This is a genomic window from Dyella choica (assembly GCF_003977665.1).
In the GTDB taxonomy this organism is placed as follows: domain Bacteria; phylum Pseudomonadota; class Gammaproteobacteria; order Xanthomonadales; family Rhodanobacteraceae; genus Dyella_B; species Dyella_B choica.
Genome location: NZ_RYYV01000006.1, coordinates 313342 through 329007 on the forward strand (window position 1 = coordinate 313342; position 15666 = coordinate 329007).

The 15666-nt window shown below is 64.1% G+C and carries 18 protein-coding genes; 15 read left to right on the forward strand and 3 right to left on the reverse strand.

Going from position 1 to position 15666, the window contains the following annotated elements:
* The first annotated feature begins 1 nt into the window (after position 1).
* Genes EKH80_RS10690 through EKH80_RS10700 form a run of 3 tightly spaced genes read left to right on the forward strand, consistent with a single transcriptional unit; the run spans position 2 to position 2313 of the window.
* Positions 2-742, forward strand: a complete 741-nt coding sequence (locus EKH80_RS10690; RefSeq protein WP_126684726.1) for a flagellar motor protein — start codon at positions 2-4, stop codon at positions 740-742.
* Positions 739-1833, forward strand: a complete 1095-nt coding sequence (motD, locus tag EKH80_RS10695) for a flagellar motor protein MotD (protein WP_126684727.1) — start codon at positions 739-741, stop codon at positions 1831-1833. Before EKH80_RS10690 ends, motD begins: the two co-directional genes overlap by 4 nt.
* A 3-nt stretch (positions 1834-1836) precedes the next feature.
* On the forward strand, positions 1837-2313 hold the full coding sequence (locus EKH80_RS10700; RefSeq protein WP_126684728.1) for a chemotaxis protein CheW: 477 nt from the start codon (positions 1837-1839) through the stop codon (positions 2311-2313).
* Positions 2314-2380: 67 nt separating this feature from the next.
* Here EKH80_RS10700 and EKH80_RS10705 read toward each other — a convergent pair whose 3' ends face one another.
* Together EKH80_RS10705 and fliK are read right to left on the reverse strand one after the other, a co-directional pair.
* Positions 2381-2653: a flagellar biosynthesis protein gene (locus EKH80_RS10705; RefSeq protein ID WP_126684729.1), complete on the reverse strand. Its 273-nt coding sequence runs from the start codon at positions 2651-2653 to the stop codon at positions 2381-2383.
* Complete coding sequence (gene fliK / locus EKH80_RS10710; protein WP_126684730.1) at positions 2650-3780, reverse strand: flagellar hook-length control protein FliK; 1131 nt, start codon at positions 3778-3780, stop codon at positions 2650-2652. Before fliK ends, EKH80_RS10705 begins: the two co-directional genes overlap by 4 nt.
* A 254-nt stretch (positions 3781-4034) precedes the next feature.
* Between fliK and EKH80_RS23825 the strand changes: the two genes are divergently transcribed.
* From EKH80_RS23825 to EKH80_RS10770, 12 genes are all read left to right on the forward strand, one after another.
* On the forward strand, positions 4035-4337 hold the full coding sequence (locus EKH80_RS23825) for an STAS domain-containing protein (protein WP_158628811.1): 303 nt from the start codon (positions 4035-4037) through the stop codon (positions 4335-4337).
* A 14-nt stretch (positions 4338-4351) separates the two neighbouring features.
* Complete coding sequence (locus EKH80_RS10720) at positions 4352-4714, forward strand: response regulator (protein WP_126684732.1); 363 nt, start codon at positions 4352-4354, stop codon at positions 4712-4714.
* A 222-nt stretch (positions 4715-4936) separates the two neighbouring features.
* Positions 4937-6925 carry a chemotaxis protein CheA gene (locus tag EKH80_RS10725; protein ID WP_126684733.1) on the forward strand — a complete coding sequence of 663 codons (1989 nt, stop codon included), beginning with the start codon at positions 4937-4939 and terminating at the stop codon, positions 6923-6925.
* Positions 6926-7193: 268 nt separating this feature from the next.
* Entirely contained in the window at positions 7194-7679 is a 486-nt protein-coding gene (locus tag EKH80_RS10730; RefSeq protein ID WP_196240369.1) for a chemotaxis protein CheW, read from the forward strand.
* A 12-nt stretch (positions 7680-7691) separates the two neighbouring features.
* The gene (locus tag EKH80_RS10735; protein ID WP_126684735.1) at positions 7692-9416 is read left to right on the forward strand and encodes a methyl-accepting chemotaxis protein; all 1725 of its coding nucleotides are present in this window, start codon (positions 7692-7694) and stop codon (positions 9414-9416) included.
* Positions 9417-9573: 157 nt separating this feature from the next.
* Positions 9574-10452: a CheR family methyltransferase gene (locus EKH80_RS10740; protein WP_126684736.1), complete on the forward strand. Its 879-nt coding sequence runs from the start codon at positions 9574-9576 to the stop codon at positions 10450-10452.
* Complete coding sequence (gene cheD / locus EKH80_RS10745; RefSeq protein ID WP_126684737.1) at positions 10449-11105, forward strand: chemoreceptor glutamine deamidase CheD; 657 nt, start codon at positions 10449-10451, stop codon at positions 11103-11105. Before EKH80_RS10740 ends, cheD begins: the two co-directional genes overlap by 4 nt.
* Positions 11106-11144: 39 nt before the next feature.
* A complete protein-coding gene (locus EKH80_RS10750; protein WP_126684738.1) occupies positions 11145-12242 on the forward strand; it encodes a protein-glutamate methylesterase/protein-glutamine glutaminase in 1098 nt (365 codons plus the stop codon).
* 16 nt (positions 12243-12258) lie between these two features.
* Positions 12259-13443, forward strand: a complete 1185-nt coding sequence (locus tag EKH80_RS10755; RefSeq protein ID WP_126684739.1) for a methyl-accepting chemotaxis protein — start codon at positions 12259-12261, stop codon at positions 13441-13443.
* 9 nt (positions 13444-13452) lie between these two features.
* Complete coding sequence (locus EKH80_RS10760; protein ID WP_126684740.1) at positions 13453-13758, forward strand: STAS domain-containing protein; 306 nt, start codon at positions 13453-13455, stop codon at positions 13756-13758.
* A 257-nt stretch (positions 13759-14015) separates the two neighbouring features.
* Positions 14016-14543 carry a hypothetical protein gene (locus EKH80_RS10765; RefSeq protein WP_126684741.1) on the forward strand — a complete coding sequence of 176 codons (528 nt, stop codon included), beginning with the start codon at positions 14016-14018 and terminating at the stop codon, positions 14541-14543.
* Positions 14531-15028: a hypothetical protein gene (locus tag EKH80_RS10770; RefSeq protein ID WP_126684742.1), complete on the forward strand. Its 498-nt coding sequence runs from the start codon at positions 14531-14533 to the stop codon at positions 15026-15028. The genes EKH80_RS10765 and EKH80_RS10770 overlap by 13 nt, the downstream gene beginning before the upstream one ends.
* 99 nt (positions 15029-15127) lie before the next feature.
* On the opposite strand, the gene EKH80_RS10775 is transcribed toward EKH80_RS10770, so the two are convergent.
* Positions 15128-15490, reverse strand: coding sequence for a hypothetical protein (locus EKH80_RS10775; protein WP_126684743.1), 363 nt, complete (start codon positions 15488-15490; stop codon positions 15128-15130).
* Between the last annotated feature and the right edge of the window lie 176 nt (positions 15491-15666).

Below are 15666 nucleotides of genomic sequence, written 5' to 3' on the forward strand. Positions count from 1 at the left end.
CATGGACGTCGTAAGCATCGTCGGCACCATCCTCGCCTTCGTCGTGCTGATCGTCGGCGCCATCCTCAAGGGCACCGACGTTTCCGCGCTGTGGAATCCGGCGGCGTTCGTGATCGTGTTCGTCGGCACCATCTCGGCCTTGCTCCTGCATACGCAGGGCAAGGTGCTCAAGCGCGCGGCCGGCATGCTGAAGATGGTGTACAAGCCGCCAGTGCTGCATCCCTCCGACCTGATCAGCCGCGTGATCGGCTGGAGTGAAATCTCGCGCCGCCAGGGCCTGTTGGGCCTGGAGCCGCATATCGATGCGGAAGACGATCCGCTGGTGAAGAAAGGCCTGCAGCTGCTGGTCGACGGCAGCGAACCCGAGGCAATCCGCAGCGTACTGGAACTGGAAGTGGAAACACGCGAACAGGCGGACCTGCATGCTGCGAAGGTGTTTGAGCAGGGCGGGATCTATTCGCCGACCATGGGCATCATCGGCGCGGTGCTGGGCCTGATGGCGGTGATGCGCGATCTCACCGATCCGGCCAAGCTCGGTCACGGCATCGCGGCGGCGTTCGTCGCCACCATCTATGGCATCAGCCTGGCCAACCTGCTCTTGCTGCCGATCGGCGCGCGCCTGAAGGCGCTGATCACCAAGCAGACCCAGGTACGCGAAATCCTGATCGAAGGACTGATCTCGATCGCCGAAGGTGACAACCCGCGCCAGATCGAAAGCAAGCTGCAGGGCTATCTCGTATGAGTCGCCGGCGCAAGCACAAGCATGAAGACCATCCCAACCACGAAGCCTGGGTGATCCCGTATGCGGACCTGCTGACGCTGCTGCTGGCGCTGTTCGTGGTGCTGTATGCGATGTCCAGCGTCAATACCACCAAGTACCGAGCGCTGGCGCAAGCGATCTCCGCAGCGTTCAACGGCTCGCGGGCGGTGATCCAGCCGCTGACGCCGAATCAGCCGCCATCGAGTACGCCCGTGCCAACCGCCAAGCCCGCGCCGATTCCCCGCACACCGCTGGCGCAGGTGCTGCTGCCGGTGCTTACGCAGCACATCGCCACGCCGAATACGACACCCGGCACGCCGTCTGACCAAAACAAGACCAAACTCAGCGACGAGCAGAAAAACCTGGAGCGCATCCGCAACCAAGTGGAGCGGGCGTTACAGCCGTTGATCGACAAGAACCTGGTGACTGTGCGCCGCACGCCGAATTGGCTGGAAATCGAAATTCGCACCGATATCCTGTTTCCGAGCGGTGTCGCCACCTTGTCGTCTTCGGCCACCCAGGTCCTGACCAGCATCGGCGACATCCTCGCGCCATTCGCCAATCCGCTGCGTGTGGAGGGCTATACCGATGATGTGCCGATCAACACCGCGGTCTACCCCTCCAACTGGGAGCTGTCGGCCGCGCGCGCGGCGAGCGTGGCGCGACTGTTCGCTGAGCACGGCGTAGACCCGGAACGGCTGGGCATCGTCGGTTGGGGGCAGTACCGCCCCTCGGCCGACAATGACAGCGTGGACGGCCGCAACAAGAACCGCCGCGTGCTGGTGGTGGTCTTGAGCGACAAGGCCGCGCCGCGCCGTTTCTATACCAACAGCGATCAGGTCAGCCAGACGGCCGATATCGATGGCGATACGACGCAGGAGCAGGCCGCCCCAGCTATGCCGGCGCCGGCCATCGCAACGCAAGCATCGGCAGCCGCGCGCACCCAGCCGCTTACCATAACGCCGCCGTCGGCACTACCGACCCCGCCGGTCATCACGCCAGTGGCGTCGCTGATCACCAGTACCCCCGAGGCGTCGCCGCAGCATGCGAATACGCCCGACACCAAGGGATGACGCATGAGCCTAGTTCCCAGCCTGGAAACCATCGTCCGCGAACCCTGGCTGTCGTTTCAACTGGATGGACAGCATTACGCCGTGCTGCTGAGCCGGGTGAGTGAAGTCATTCGCGACAGCACGCCCACGCCGGTGCCCGGCGCAGCCGGCGATCTGCTCGGCATCTGCCATCTGCGCGGCAATATCGTGCCGGTGCTGGACGGGCGCCGGCGGTTAGGCTTGAGCACGACGGCACCGAGCGATCCTACCGCCACGCGTATCGTCGTGTGCACGCATGAAACTCACCGCGTGGGATTGCGCGTGGATGCGGTGGGTGATCTGTTGCAGCCCAAGCCTGAAGCGATCGAGCCACCGCCGCTGCGCTCCGGTCGGGCGGATGATCCGGTGCAGGCGGTGATGGGCTGGCACGGCGGCTTCGTGGCCTTGCTGGATGTGCCGAAATTGTGCCGGCTGGAGCGGGATGTGAAGAACCCGGCGTAGGCTGGGACGACAATCCCAGCTTCGCGCGGGTTGGATGCATGGCAATGCTGGGTTTTGCAACGTAAGTCTATGATTTGCGTGAAGCCTCGTAGAGGCTGGCCAGTACCGCCGCTGCTGCCGCATACAACAGCGGTGGTACATCCGCACTCATCCGTAAAGAGACCAGCAATGCCGCAATCTGCGGATCATGATGCAAAGGCAGGCCCAGGGCGTGCGCATGCCTGAGCAGATTTTCCACGTCACGCGCCGGAATGGCGGGCGATGCCTGGTTCCCTTCGCCGCTACTCGGCAGGCGTAGCACCACTTTGCGTTGTGGCGATGGCAGGGTGGGGATGCTCATACGGTTGCCTTCAGGAACACCGCGCTCATGCCGTTGCCGGCCTGCGGCAGGCCGAACTGGCAACTCAATTGATCCAGGAACATCCCGGTGGCTTCCAGACGCTTGCGCAAGTCCTCGAACTGGTCTTCCAGCCGATCCACCGTGGCCCGGTGCTGCGCCCACAATCGCACCGACAGCCGCATTCCGCGCAGATGCAATTCGCCGACGATGGGGCCGAGCGTAGGCAGGTCCAGCGAAAAGCCCATGGTCCAGTCCTGGTTGGCTTCCGGCTCGTGCTTCAGCGACAGCTGCAGCACATCGGCACCATCCGCGTCCTGTACCGGTATCTCTACGATCCAGTGATTCGGATTGGCTTGCAGCTGCGCCACCTCCAGTCTTGCCAGCGCAGCCTGCACATCGGTGTTCAGACGCGGCAGCAGGTCGGTGGCATCGGAAGTGCCGGCCAGGTCCTGTGGCAGGGGCAAACGTCCTTGTGGTACCACGCCGCGATACAGCAGCGGCGGCTCCACTTCGGCGTCGCTGCTTTCGCCCGGCATGGGCTGGCCTTTCAAGATGGCCACCAGGCGCAACAGCGCGCCCTTCATGTCGTCGTGCGCCGTGGTGGCATCGCTGGCGGGCGCTTGCGCGAGCTGGGCTTCGAGAAACAGTCCGCTGCGCTGCACGGCCTGGTGCAGTCCTTCCGCCGTAGCGAGTTCCCGCGGCGTGCTCATGCTGTGCTCGAGCAGCGCCAGCGCCGAACGCAAATAAGGCGGCAATTGCTTGGCCATGGACCATTGCGACAGCGCGCTCACGGTGGCGAGCAGCGGCGCGTAGCCGTTCTGCTGCGGCAGCCGCTCGCGCAGCGCCTGATGCACGCTGGTGTCGGCGTGCGTTTCGGCGCCAAGAATTTCCAGCTGAGGCTGCGCGCCCACGCTGAGCACGCGCACCTGGAATTGCGGCGGGAGCCTGGTGCCAGGCGCTTCGGCCGCGACGGCCAGTCCGCCGACCTGCAGCACCAGCAAGCCCTGCTCGTTGATGCCGAGCGGCCGCGCCGACAACACGTTGCCAATACGCCAGCCTTCCGAACTGGCGCCTGCGGCGGCACCTAGCCAGGTCAGTGCGGCAACGCTGGTTGGCTGGATGATCACGCTCTGCTCCTTGGTCAGCGACGCGCGCGGGCGGGCGCATTGTTCGCGAACCTTTGCAGTGGGTATCGGCCTGCGCCGGCGGAACTTTAGGGCTCCCACGGATTATTTCGTGGGGCATGCAGGCTGGGATGACAATCCCAGCATCGCGAGGTTGTGTGCATGGCCATGCTGGGTTTGGCAACCCAGCCTACGCTAAAGCTGCCCAGCTTGCCGCCGATAAATCCCGCACAGACCAACCCAGCGAGGTGACCACCATGGGCGGCAAAAGCAAACAGGACGCGCGGGTAAGCATGCCCGTCGATTGCCGCATCGCGGAGGTCGGCGCCATGCATGCACAGTTGCGTGGCGCCCTGGAGTCGTCACGGATCGTGTTGGATGGCAGCGCGGTGGACCGCGTCGACACCGCCGCGCTGCAGCTGCTGGTGGTGTTCCAGCGCGAAGCGAAAAAACGCGAACGGCAGGTGCAGTGGGCGCAGGTCAGCGCGCCGTTGCACGACGCGGCAAGCCAGCTGGGTCTGGCAGAAGCATTGGCATTGCCGGCCAGGCGGCCGGCCTGAACTCGAGGTGGAAGATGGCGAAGATTCTTGCGGTGGACGATTCGGCGTCGATGCGCGGCATGGTGGCATTCACGCTGCGAAGTGCCGGCTATGACGTGAGCGAGGCGGAGAACGGGCAAATGGCGCTGGATACAGCGGCATCCTCGAAGTTCGACCTGGTGCTGGCCGACGTCAACATGCCGGTGATGGACGGGATCAGCATGGTGCGCCAGCTGCGCACGCGGGCTGAATACAAGGGCGTACCCATCCTGATGCTGACCACCGAGTCCAATACGGACAAGAAGATGGAAGGCAAGGCGGCGGGCGCGACCGGCTGGTTGGTGAAGCCGTTCGATCCGGAGCAGTTGCTGGCGACCGTCAAGCGAGTGCTTGGTTGAGATGTGAGGCTGCATCTTCCCTAGTCAGGGAAGAACCTGCCACACCGTCATTCCGGCGAAGGCCGAGGCGCTTCACAACAGCGGAGCTGGTCAATCCAGTCTCAATGAGCGTCCGAAGGACACAAAACCGAATTTGAGTGCCTTGCACGACATATTTGCACTGGATTCCGGCCTTCGCCGGAATGACGGCGCGGCATATCGAGGCTTTTCCGGGATTCCTTTATGAGCAGCATCAGCGTCACCCAATTCCACCAAGTCTTCTTCGAGGAAAGCCTGGAAGGGCTCGATGCGATGGAAGCGGCGCTGCTGGCGCTGGACGAAGGCGGCGATGCAGAGCTGGTGCACAGCATTTTCCGCGCGGCGCACTCGATCAAGGGCGGCTCGGCCACGTTCGGCTTTCCGGACATGGCCGCGCTCACGCACGAGGCCGAGTCGCTGCTCGACCAGGTGCGTGACGGGCGTCGTGCGATCGACAAGTCGATCGTCGAACTGATGCTGCGCACCGTGGACTGTTTGCGCGGGATGTTCGATCGTGCGCAAAGCGGGCAGCCGCTGGCCGACGCGGACAGCGAAAATCTGAAGCGGCAGCTTGCCACGGCGGTTGGTCATGAGACGCCGGTCGCCGCGACCAGGCTTGCGGCAAAGCCGGCCGCTGGCCGTGGCTGGATCATTCAATTCCGTCCCCACGCCGGCATGCTGGCCGGCGGCAACGACCCGTTGCGTCTGCTGCGTGAACTGGCTGCGCTCGGTCAGCTGGTCGTCGAGGCACAGTTGGATCGTGTGCCCACGCTGGACGCGCTCGACCCGTGCGAATGCCATCTGGCTTGGCGCATCGAACTGACCGGCGCGGCCGGCCAGGATGCGATCAAGACGGTGTTCGAGTGGGTTGAAGACGAATGCGATTTGAGCATCGAGCCGCTCGTTGCAGCCGTGCCACCGCCCGCCCCGGCAGTCGCGGCTGTTGCAGCAGCACCGGCCGCCGGTGCGGGCGGGGCGGCAGGGACAGCACGCGGTCCGGCGGCCAGCAGCAACGATGCCGGCTCAGTGCGCGTGGCGATCGACAAGATCGACGGCCTGATCGACCTGGTCGGCGAACTGGTGATCACGCAGGCGATGCTCGATCAGTTCCGCGAGGACTTCGATCCCTCACAGCTGGCGATGCTGCAGCATGGCCTGGCGCAACTGGCCCGCCATACGCGCGCGCTGCAGGAAAGCGTAATGGGCGTTCGCATGCTGCCGATCGGCTCGGTGTTCAACCGCTTCCCGCGGCTGGTGCGTGACCTGAGCCAGAAGCTGGGCAAGCAGGTAAAACTGGACTTGGTCGGCGAGCACACCGAACTGGACAAGACGGTGCTGGAAAAAATCGGCGATCCGCTGGTGCACCTGGTGCGCAACGCGATCGACCACGGCCTGGAGACGCCGGAGAAACGCCGCGCCGCCGGCAAGCAGGAAATGGGTACGCTGCGCCTGGAAGCCTTCCATCGTGGCGGCTCGATCGTGGTGGAAATTTCCGATGACGGCGCTGGCCTTAATCGCGAAGCGATCATCGCCAAGGCGGTGCAGAAAGGCTTGATCAAGAGCGGCGAAGGCCTGAGCGACGAAGCGGTCGGCGAGCTGATTTTCCAGCCGGGCTTCTCCACCGCGGCGGTGACCACGGATCTTTCCGGGCGCGGCGTGGGCATGGACGTGGTTCGCCGCAACGTAGTGGACTTGGGCGGCAACGTCGCCATCAAGAGCCGCGCCGGGCAGGGCACCAGCTTCACCATCACCTTGCCGCTGACGCTGGCGATCATCGATGGCTTGCGTGCCGCCGTGGGCGGCGAGTGCTACATCGTACCGCTGGTGTCGATCGTGGAATCGGTGCAGCTGCGCGCCGATGCGATACGCAGCGTGACCGGCGGTGGCGAATTGTTCCGCTTCCGCGGCGAATACCTGCCGATCGTGCGCCTGCACCAGCAGTTCGGTTGCGCGGACGCAAGGCAGCAGATCGATCAGGGTCTGGTGATCGTAGCCGAGGCGGACGGAACGCAGATCGGCCTGTTCGTCGACGAACTGGTCGGCCAGCAACAGGCGGTGGTGAAGTCGCTGGAAGCCAATTACCGGCGCGTGGACGGCATCTCCGGCGCGACCATTCTGGCCGACGGTTCGGTGGCCTTGATCGTCGACGTGGCTGGGCTGATTCGCCTGCAGTCGCGGCGCAAGGCGGCGTAGGTTGGGGGCTTGCCCCCAACATTCCCCTGATCGCACTGTTGTTGCATGTCGTAGATGGCTGCATTGCCTGCGGCGCTTTCGGGCGCCTACGGCGTTCGAAAGCGCCGCAGGCAATGCTGCAATCACGCGACATGCAGCAGCCGTGCGATCAAGGGGGCCGTTGGGGTTCCACCCCAACCCACCAGTTCCCCTCAAGTTTTGCCGTAGACCGCCGATTTCTCCTATGAACGGGAGCGCTGCCTGGAGGCCTCCCACCATGAGGCGAAACATGTCCGACCAAGCGCAATATCTCACCGTGAACCTCGCGCATGAGGAGTACGGCGTCGACATCCTGGCCGTGCGCGAAATCCGCGGCTGGACTCCCGTGACGCGCATTCCGCAGTCGCCGCACTACGTGCTCGGCGTGTTGAACCTGCGCGGCGCGATCGTGCCGGTGATCGACCTGCGCCTGCGCTTCGGCCTCAGCCGTGAGGAATACAACGCCACCACGGTCACCGTGATCATCACCGTGGCGGGCCGCCAGTTCGGTGTGGTGGTGGATGCCGTATCCGACGTGCTCGACGTGGCAAGCGACGCGATTCGCCCGGTGCCGGACATGGGCACCACCGTGGATACCGAATATCTGAAAGGACTGACCTCGGTCGGCGACCGCATGGTGTTGCTGCTCGACGCAGACAAACTGCTGCAACCGCAGGATGCACAGATGCTCGAAGCCGCCCTCGATGCGGCCGGCCAAGTCAAAGCCGTAGCCTGAAGGACAACCCTCATGAAATTGCGTTTCCCGACATTCAAGTTCCTATCCTCCAGCGTGCGGGCGCGGCTGGTCATGCTGGTCGGCCTGCTCGGCGTCATGTTGCTGGCCGGCGCGGCCATCGGGCTGTATTCGATGTCGCAGCAGAACGCCGGCACGCAGCGCATCTACGAATCCGAGCTGGTGCCAAGCCAGTACCTCGACCTCGTTCGCAGTGACTCGCTCAAGTCGTTCCTCACCATGAGCGAGGCGGCGGCCCTGGTCGGCAAGCCCGACCAAGTGAAGCAGAAGCTCGCGGAGTTCGACCGCTATCAAGCCGAAATGAACGAGTACAAGGGCAAGTTCGCCAAGCTTGAGATGAGCCCGGCGGTGGCCGCTGCCAACAAGGAGTGGCATGCCAGCGACAAGGACTACGACCAGGCCAAGCAGGACGTGCTCGACGCCATCAAGCAGGGCGACAACGGCGCCTCCGACCTGGTGGAAATGGAAGTGCGTCCGCTGCTGATGCAACGCCAGGATGCGCTGGCCAAGCTGGTAAAGGTACAGAGCGACGAGGCCGGCCAGATCTTCGCCGATCAGGTGAAGAGTTATCAGCGCGTTCGTATGATCACCCTGGTCGCGCTGCTCGCCGGCCTGCTGTTCGCGGCGCTGCGTTCCACCCTGCTGATCCGCTCGATCTCGCAGGCGTTGAACCATGCGATGAAAGTCGCCCATGAAATCGCCGGCGGCAACCTGGGTCATGCCATCGAGGTGAAGGGCAAGGATGAGCTGGCGCAGCTGCTCGGCGCGCTGCGTACGATGGACCAGCGCCTGGTAGAAATCGTCGCCGAAGTGCGCAATGGCTCCGACGCGGTCAGCACCGCGGCGCAGCAGATTGCGCGCGGCAACGACGATCTCAGCCAGCGCACGCAGGAACAGGCTTCGAGCCTGGAAGAAACCGCTTCGTCGATGGAGGAGATGACCTCCACCGTGAAGCAGAACGCCGAAAACGCCAGCCACGCCAACCAGCTCGCCCGCGGTGCGCGCGAACAGGCCGAGCGCGGCGGCGAAGTGGTGGCGCAGGCCGTGACGGCGATGCGCGAGATCAATACCTCCAGCCGCAAGATTTCCGACATCGTCAGCCTGATCGACGAAATCGCCTTCCAGACCAACCTGCTTGCCTTGAACGCGGCGGTGGAAGCGGCCCGCGCCGGTGAACAGGGGCGCGGCTTCGCGGTGGTCGCGACGGAGGTACGCAATCTCGCGCAGCGCAGCGCGGGTGCGGCGAAGGAAATCAAGCTGCTGATCAACGACAGCGCCGACAAAGTGCGCGCGGGTTCCGAGCTAGTGGATCAATCCGGCAAGGCGCTGGCGGACATCGTCGATAGCGTGAAGAAGGTCACCGACATCGTGGCCGAAATCGCCGCCGCCAGCCAGGAGCAGTCGGCCGGCATCGACCAGGTGAACCACGCCGTGTCGCAGATGGACGAGATGACGCAGCAAAACGCCGCGTTGGTGGAAGAAGCTTCCGCCGCCGCGCGCGCCATGCACGAGCAGGCCGGCGAGTTGTCGCGGCAAGTGGGCTTCTTCCGCCTCGGCGAGGAAGCGGCTGCAACGCCTCCCTCCAAGCCGAAGGCGGCGGAAATCCTGGCCGAAACCGAAGCGGTGTTCGCGGCCGTCAGGCAGTCCGTTCCAGCGCCAGTTCCGCAGCGTCGCAGCGTGCCGGTGACGGCCGACGCAGACGTGTGGAAGGAATTCTGATGGTTTTGCTCCCTCCCCTGCTTGCAGGGGAGGGTTGGGGTGGGGTTGCACGAGCTTGCCGCACAGCAGTATCTCGCCGCCAATTTGCTCCAGCCCGGCCAACCCTCTCCCATTACGCGTGAGGGCAGATGGCGATGAATTTGCAGAGCACTAAATCATGACAACGGCAGCAGTCCCCGATTTCCCCACGGCCATGTCGAGTGCGGGAGGCCCCACGCTTGGCGACGCCGAATTCCAGTTCCTGCGCGATTTCGTGTACCGGCATTGCGGCATCGCACTTGGCGAACAAAAGCACCAGCTCGTGCAGGGTCGCCTGCTGCGTCGCCTGCGCGCACTGGGCCTGAAGGATTTCGGCGCTTATTGCCAGTTGCTGCGCCAGGACCCGGATGCCGAGCTGGGCGAACTGGCCAGCGCGATCAGCACCAATGTCACCTCGTTCTTTCGCGAGATGCATCACTACGATCTGCTGGTCGACGAGCTGCTGCCTCGCTGGCTGGAAGCGAAGAAGGACGGCGGCCGGTTGCGCATCTGGTCGGCCGGCTGTGCGACTGGCGAGGAGCCTTATGCGATGGCGATGGTGCTGGCCGAAGCGCTGGAGCGCACCGGTAGCAAGGTCGACGCACGCATCCTTGCCACCGATCTTTCGCCGCAAGCGCTGGAGCTCGCGCGTGCCGGCACTTACGCGCTGGAGCGCATGGGCGGCATCAGCGACGAGCGTCGCCGCCGGTGGTTCCTGCGCGGCGAGGGCCGCTATGAAGGCTATGCCTGTGTGCATCCACGCTTGCGCGAGCTGGTGACGATCCAATCGCTCAACCTGTTGCACGACTGGCCGATGCGGGGGCCGTTCGATGCGATTTTCTGCCGCAATGTGGTGATCTATTTCGACAAGCCGACCAAGCAGCGCCTGTTCGAGCGCTACGCCGGTCTGCTTGAGCCGGGTGGCTATCTGTTCCTGGGCCATTCCGAATCCATGCATGGCCTCAGCGATGCGTTCGATCTGGTCGGTCGTACCGTTTACCGGAGGCGTGCCGTATGACTGCGCCCATCCGAGGCCTCGCTTTTGCGCCTAGCGCCAGCGAGGCGGTCCTGCCCGGCTTCGAGCACATGCGCCGATTCTGGGATCCCTCGCACAACTGCATGACAGTGAAGGTGCTGCCTGGCGAGTACTACGTGAGCGCGCAGGAGGAAATGATATCCACTGTGCTGGGATCTTGCGTATCCGCCTGCATTCGCGACGCCGAACGGCGCATCGGCGGCATGAACCATTTCATGCTGCCCGAGCCGATGAACGGCGAGCGCAACGACTGGTCATCCGCGATCGGTCGCGCGGCGCGCTATGGCACCGACGCCATGGAGCAGCTCATCAACACCCTGCTGAAGGCTGGCGGCCGGCGCGAATCGCTCACGGTGAAGATCTTCGGCGGCGGCCGAGTGCTGGCGCAGATGACCGACGTGGGCCAGCGCAACGTCGCCTTCGTCAAACGCTATCTGGAAACCGAAGGCTTGCCGATCGTGGCGGCGGACGTGGGCGACATCTATCCGCGCCAGCTGCAGTTTTTTCCGGCCAGCGGAAGGGTTCGCGTGAGGCAGCTGCGCAGCCAGCGCGACGCCGAGCTGGCCGCCAACGAACAGCGCTACCTCAAGCGTTTGGCGAACGATCCGATAAAGGGAGAGGTGGAGCTGTTCTGAGGCTCCCTTCCGTAGAAGCACTCAAGTGGGAACGCGGTAATGGAAAAAGTTCGTGTCCTGGTCGTCGATGACTCCGCACTGGTGCGCAAGCTCCTGTCGGCGATGCTCGATTCCGATCCCGGCATCGAGGTCGTCGGCGCGGCCGCCGATCCGTTGATCGCGCGCGACAAGATTAAGCAGCTCAACCCGGACGTCCTCACGCTGGATGTGGAAATGCCGCGCATGGACGGGTTGACCTTTCTGGAAAACCTGATGCGCCTGCGGCCGATGCCGGTGGTCATGGTGTCGTCGCTGACCGAGCGTGGCGCGGAGGTTACTTTGCGTGCGCTGGAAATCGGCGCCGTGGATTTCTTCACCAAGCCGTCGAGCGACCTGGCCAACTGCTTCGCCGAAAGTGCGCAGGAAATCTGCACCAAGGTGAAGCTGGCGGCGCGCACGCGCCCGCGCGCCTACACCCAGGTACAGAAAATCGCCGTGCCTCCGCGTCTTTCCGCGGATGCAGTGCTGCCGCGCTCGCAATCGCCAGGCACGCGCGGCGGCATGCGCATCATCGCGGTGGGTGCGTCGACCGGCGGTACTGAAGCGATCCGCGTGCTGCTGGAGGCGATGCCGCCGGATGCGCCGCCAATCGTGATCACCCAGCACATCCCCGCGGCTTTCAGCGGCCCGTTCGCTGTACGCATGAACAACTGCTCGGCCATGCGTGTGTGTGAGGCGCGTGATGGCCAGCCGATCCAGCCGGGCCACGCGTACATCGCGCCCGGCGGCGAACACCTGCTGGTGATGTGGGACGGGGCCAAGCATGTCTGCCGCCTGCATGATGGCCCGCAAGTGAATCGACACAAGCCCAGCGTGGATGTGCTGTTCCGTTCCACCGCCGCCAGCGTAGGCGCGGCCGCCGTCGGCGTGCTGCTCACCGGCATGGGCGACGACGGTGCGCGAGGGCTGCTGGAAATGCGTGAAAGCGGCGCGCCCACGCTGGTGCAGGACGAAGCCAGCTCGGTGGTGTGGGGAATGCCCGGGGCCGCCTGGAAACTCGGCGCGGCCGACGAAAAGCTGCCGCTCGAAGACATCGCCGCACGCTTGCTGGTGCTGGCGCACCAACCCATTGCCGGCGCACGACGCGCCGCATCCTGACGTATCGGAATCGCTTATGTCCGCCATCCTTTCCGCATCTGCTCCACGCCCCCTCGTCGGCATCGGCGCGAGCCTCGCCGCCCTGCTGTTGTGCCTGATCTGGAATCCGGCATGGATGGCGCCTGTGCTGGTCACCGCCGTCTGCGCGGTGTGGATCTTCGAATGCCGCCGCCTGTCCGCCGCCGCCGTGGTGGTGGAAGCCGCCCCCGAGCTGGACCATGCGCCGGTGCGTGAAGCGCTGGAAGACGTGCGCGGCGCACTGGTCGATGAACTCGGTCACGCTGCCCGTGAATTGCACCAGGCGCTGGATCTGCTGCGCGACGCGGTGTCCGAACTGGGCGGCGGCTTCGACGGTCTGTCGCAGAAGACCGGCATGCAGCAGTCGCTGCTGAAGCAGATCATCGACGTGCAGAACGGCGGTGTGTCCGTGCAGGATTTCGCCGCCCGCACCGGCGATCTGCTGCAGCACTTTGTCGGCTTGATCGTGCAACTGTCGCGCGAAAGCCTGCGCATCGTTTACCGCATCGACGGCATGTCGAAGGAAATGGATGCGGTATTCGCCCTGTTGAAGAACGTCAATACCATCGCCGAGGAAACCAACCTTCTGGCGCTCAATGCGGCCATCGAGGCGGCGCGCGCGGGCGAAGCGGGCCGTGGCTTCGCGGTGGTGGCCGGGGAAATCCGCAACCTCGCCAGTCATTCCAACCAATTCAACGAACAGATCGGCAGCCATGTGGAGCGCGCACGCATTGCGATGGAGCAAGTGCGTGGCCTGGTCGGCGATCTGGCCTCGCAGGACTTGAACGTGGCGCTGTCGGCCAAGGGCGGCATCGACGCGATGATGGCTCACGTGACCGAAAGCGATGCTCGCACCTCGGCCGTGGCCGACCAGGTGGTCCAGATCAACCGCGGACTCGGCAACGATGTTTCCACCACCATCCGCTCGCTGCAGTTCGAAGACATTCTGAGCCAGTTGCTCAACCAGACGCGCATGCGCCTGGTGGAATTGCAGGGCGTCGCCGCCGAGACCACACAAGACATCGAAACGCTGGCATGCGAGGCGTTCGATGCGCAGGTGCTGCGTCAGCACTCCGAACGCGTGCGCGAGCGTCTGGCCTTGCAGCGCGAAAAAGCTCGCATCCGTTCGCGTGGCCCGGCCCTGCAGAACAACATGGATGCCGGCGAAATCGAACTATTCTAAGGAGCCGCCATGCACCTCAACGTTCAACATGACAGCGAGCAGGATTGCCTGACCCTGCAATTCAGCAGCCGCTTCGATTTCAGCGTTCACCGCAGCTTTCACGAGGCCTGCCTGGGCGAGCGCAAGCCCTCGCGCAGCTATGTGATCGACCTGGGCGAAGTGGAAAGCATGGACAGCTCCGCGCTGGGCATGCTGTTGTTGCTGCGCGAACACGCCGGCGGCGATCGCGCGGAGATCCGTATCGTCAATGCCAGCTGCGCGCTACGCGGTACCCTGCGCGTAGCTGGATTCGACAAGCTGTTTACCTTGCATTGAACGCAGGTCGGGAGAGGATCCCACCCATCGCTTGTACGGCGTGCTTGGCATGCTGGGATTGTCATCCCAGCCTACGTTGGTCGTGTCGGCCGAAGTGACACGGGGGCACATCAGCGGATGGTCCAGGCATGCGCGATCTTGCACCGGGGCGAGGGTTATAGGATAAAGTTGTAGGCCTGCATCGCGTGAAGGACCATGGCATGTGCTGGCAGCTTGTAAGATCTGGCCTTGTAAAAGGATGTTTGGCCCTAGGCGGCATGGCTTTGCTGGGTTGCGCCCAGGCCTTGCCCAGCCCGGCGTCGTCGTCATTTCATACCTTGTCCCCAGCGCAATGCGCGCCGCCAGCCAAGGCCGGTTACGACGGGCCGCTGGCTGCAGCCTGGGGCGCCTACAAACCCTACGTCAGGGCGTGTCCGATAGCGGCTTCGGGGAAAGCGCCGGCTAAGCTCTGGTTGCTGACCGTATTTGCACAGCCCTATCTGGATGATCACCCTGGCGAAACGGCGTGGCCGGATTTTCCTCGCCCGTTGCTGGTGACTGCCGACGGCCATTGCCTGGCGCGCTTGCCGGAATTGTTTCCCTTCGATGAGCCACGCAGCCTTCAATTGAGCTATGGGCCGCTGCTGGACGGCATGCCGAACGAAATCCGCGTGCATGTCAGCAATCCCGCCGCCGGCGGTGATTACGATCTGCCCCTCCTGCGCTGGGTGCCGTCGCAGCACGCCTACATCGCGCAGAACGCGACTGACGAATACACCAAGGACGACATGACATGCCCGATTTGAAGACAGCACTGGACGCCGCTTACAACATGCCCGATTCGCTGCAGTCGTGCAGCAATTTCGTCTGGCACGTGATCCAGGCCTACGTACCGGATCAGCCCTATATGGTCGCCAACGACTTGGTGAAGTTTCTTGCGCGCAGCTCCGACTGGGAAATGATCGATGCCAATGACAGCCGCGGCATGGCCGCCCTGGCCAAGGCGGGAGCGCTGGTAGTGGGCGGCCGCGAGGATCCGCCCAACGGGCATGTGCTCGTGGTGTACCCGGGGGATGTAAAAGAATCCGGTGGGTACGCGTATTCGGGATCGGACGGCAAGACGCAGGTCATGCGCTCACACGGCCTGTATGCGCGCGCCATGTCGCGTTCATTGGGTAGCTGGCCGGGCGCCAAGAGTGATGGCGACAAGACGGTGTGGGATGCGTGGGCCGGGCCGAAGTTCGGCAAGGTGCGCTTCTGGGTGCTCAAGTCCACGAAGCCGCCGAAGTAGCACGCAGGCTACGGATGGGCCTCTTTCGCACAAAAAAACCGGCGATGTGGGCTAGCACCGCCGGCAGGCTCACACGCATTGGGAAATGCTTGAAGCGTCTTACCAGGCCTTTACATCAATCACGCTGAGCGAGTAGCTCTGCATGTCCGACTGGTAATGCAGCAGGCGGCCCATGTCGAAGTCCACCGACTGGCCGGGGCTGATGTTAGTGGTGCCGGCGGGCCAGCCCACTTTGGAGGCGAGCACGTTGCCGGAGCCGTCCTTCGCGTCGAGACGGACTTGCGCGGCGGCGGGCGCGGCGCAATTGTTGACCAGCTTGCCCTTCACGCTCAGACGAGTGGCGATACCGCTGCCGACCGCGGCGACTTTGACGTCCTGGATAGTGAAATCAGTGGCTGCACAAGCGGCATGGGCGGCGATGGGAGCGACCAGCAGCAGGGTCGCGGCAAGTACGGTTCTCATGTGTCAGTCCTCAGCAGTCGGATCGCCAGGAACACGGGCTTGTGACAACTATCGGCCTGAGCGGGACGAAACTTTAGAGGGGCGGTCTCTAAACTCAAGTGCAACACCCCCGTAAGGAACGGTCTTGGGCAAGCACTACAGCCACCTGAGCGCCGAAGAGCGCGGCGCGATCATGG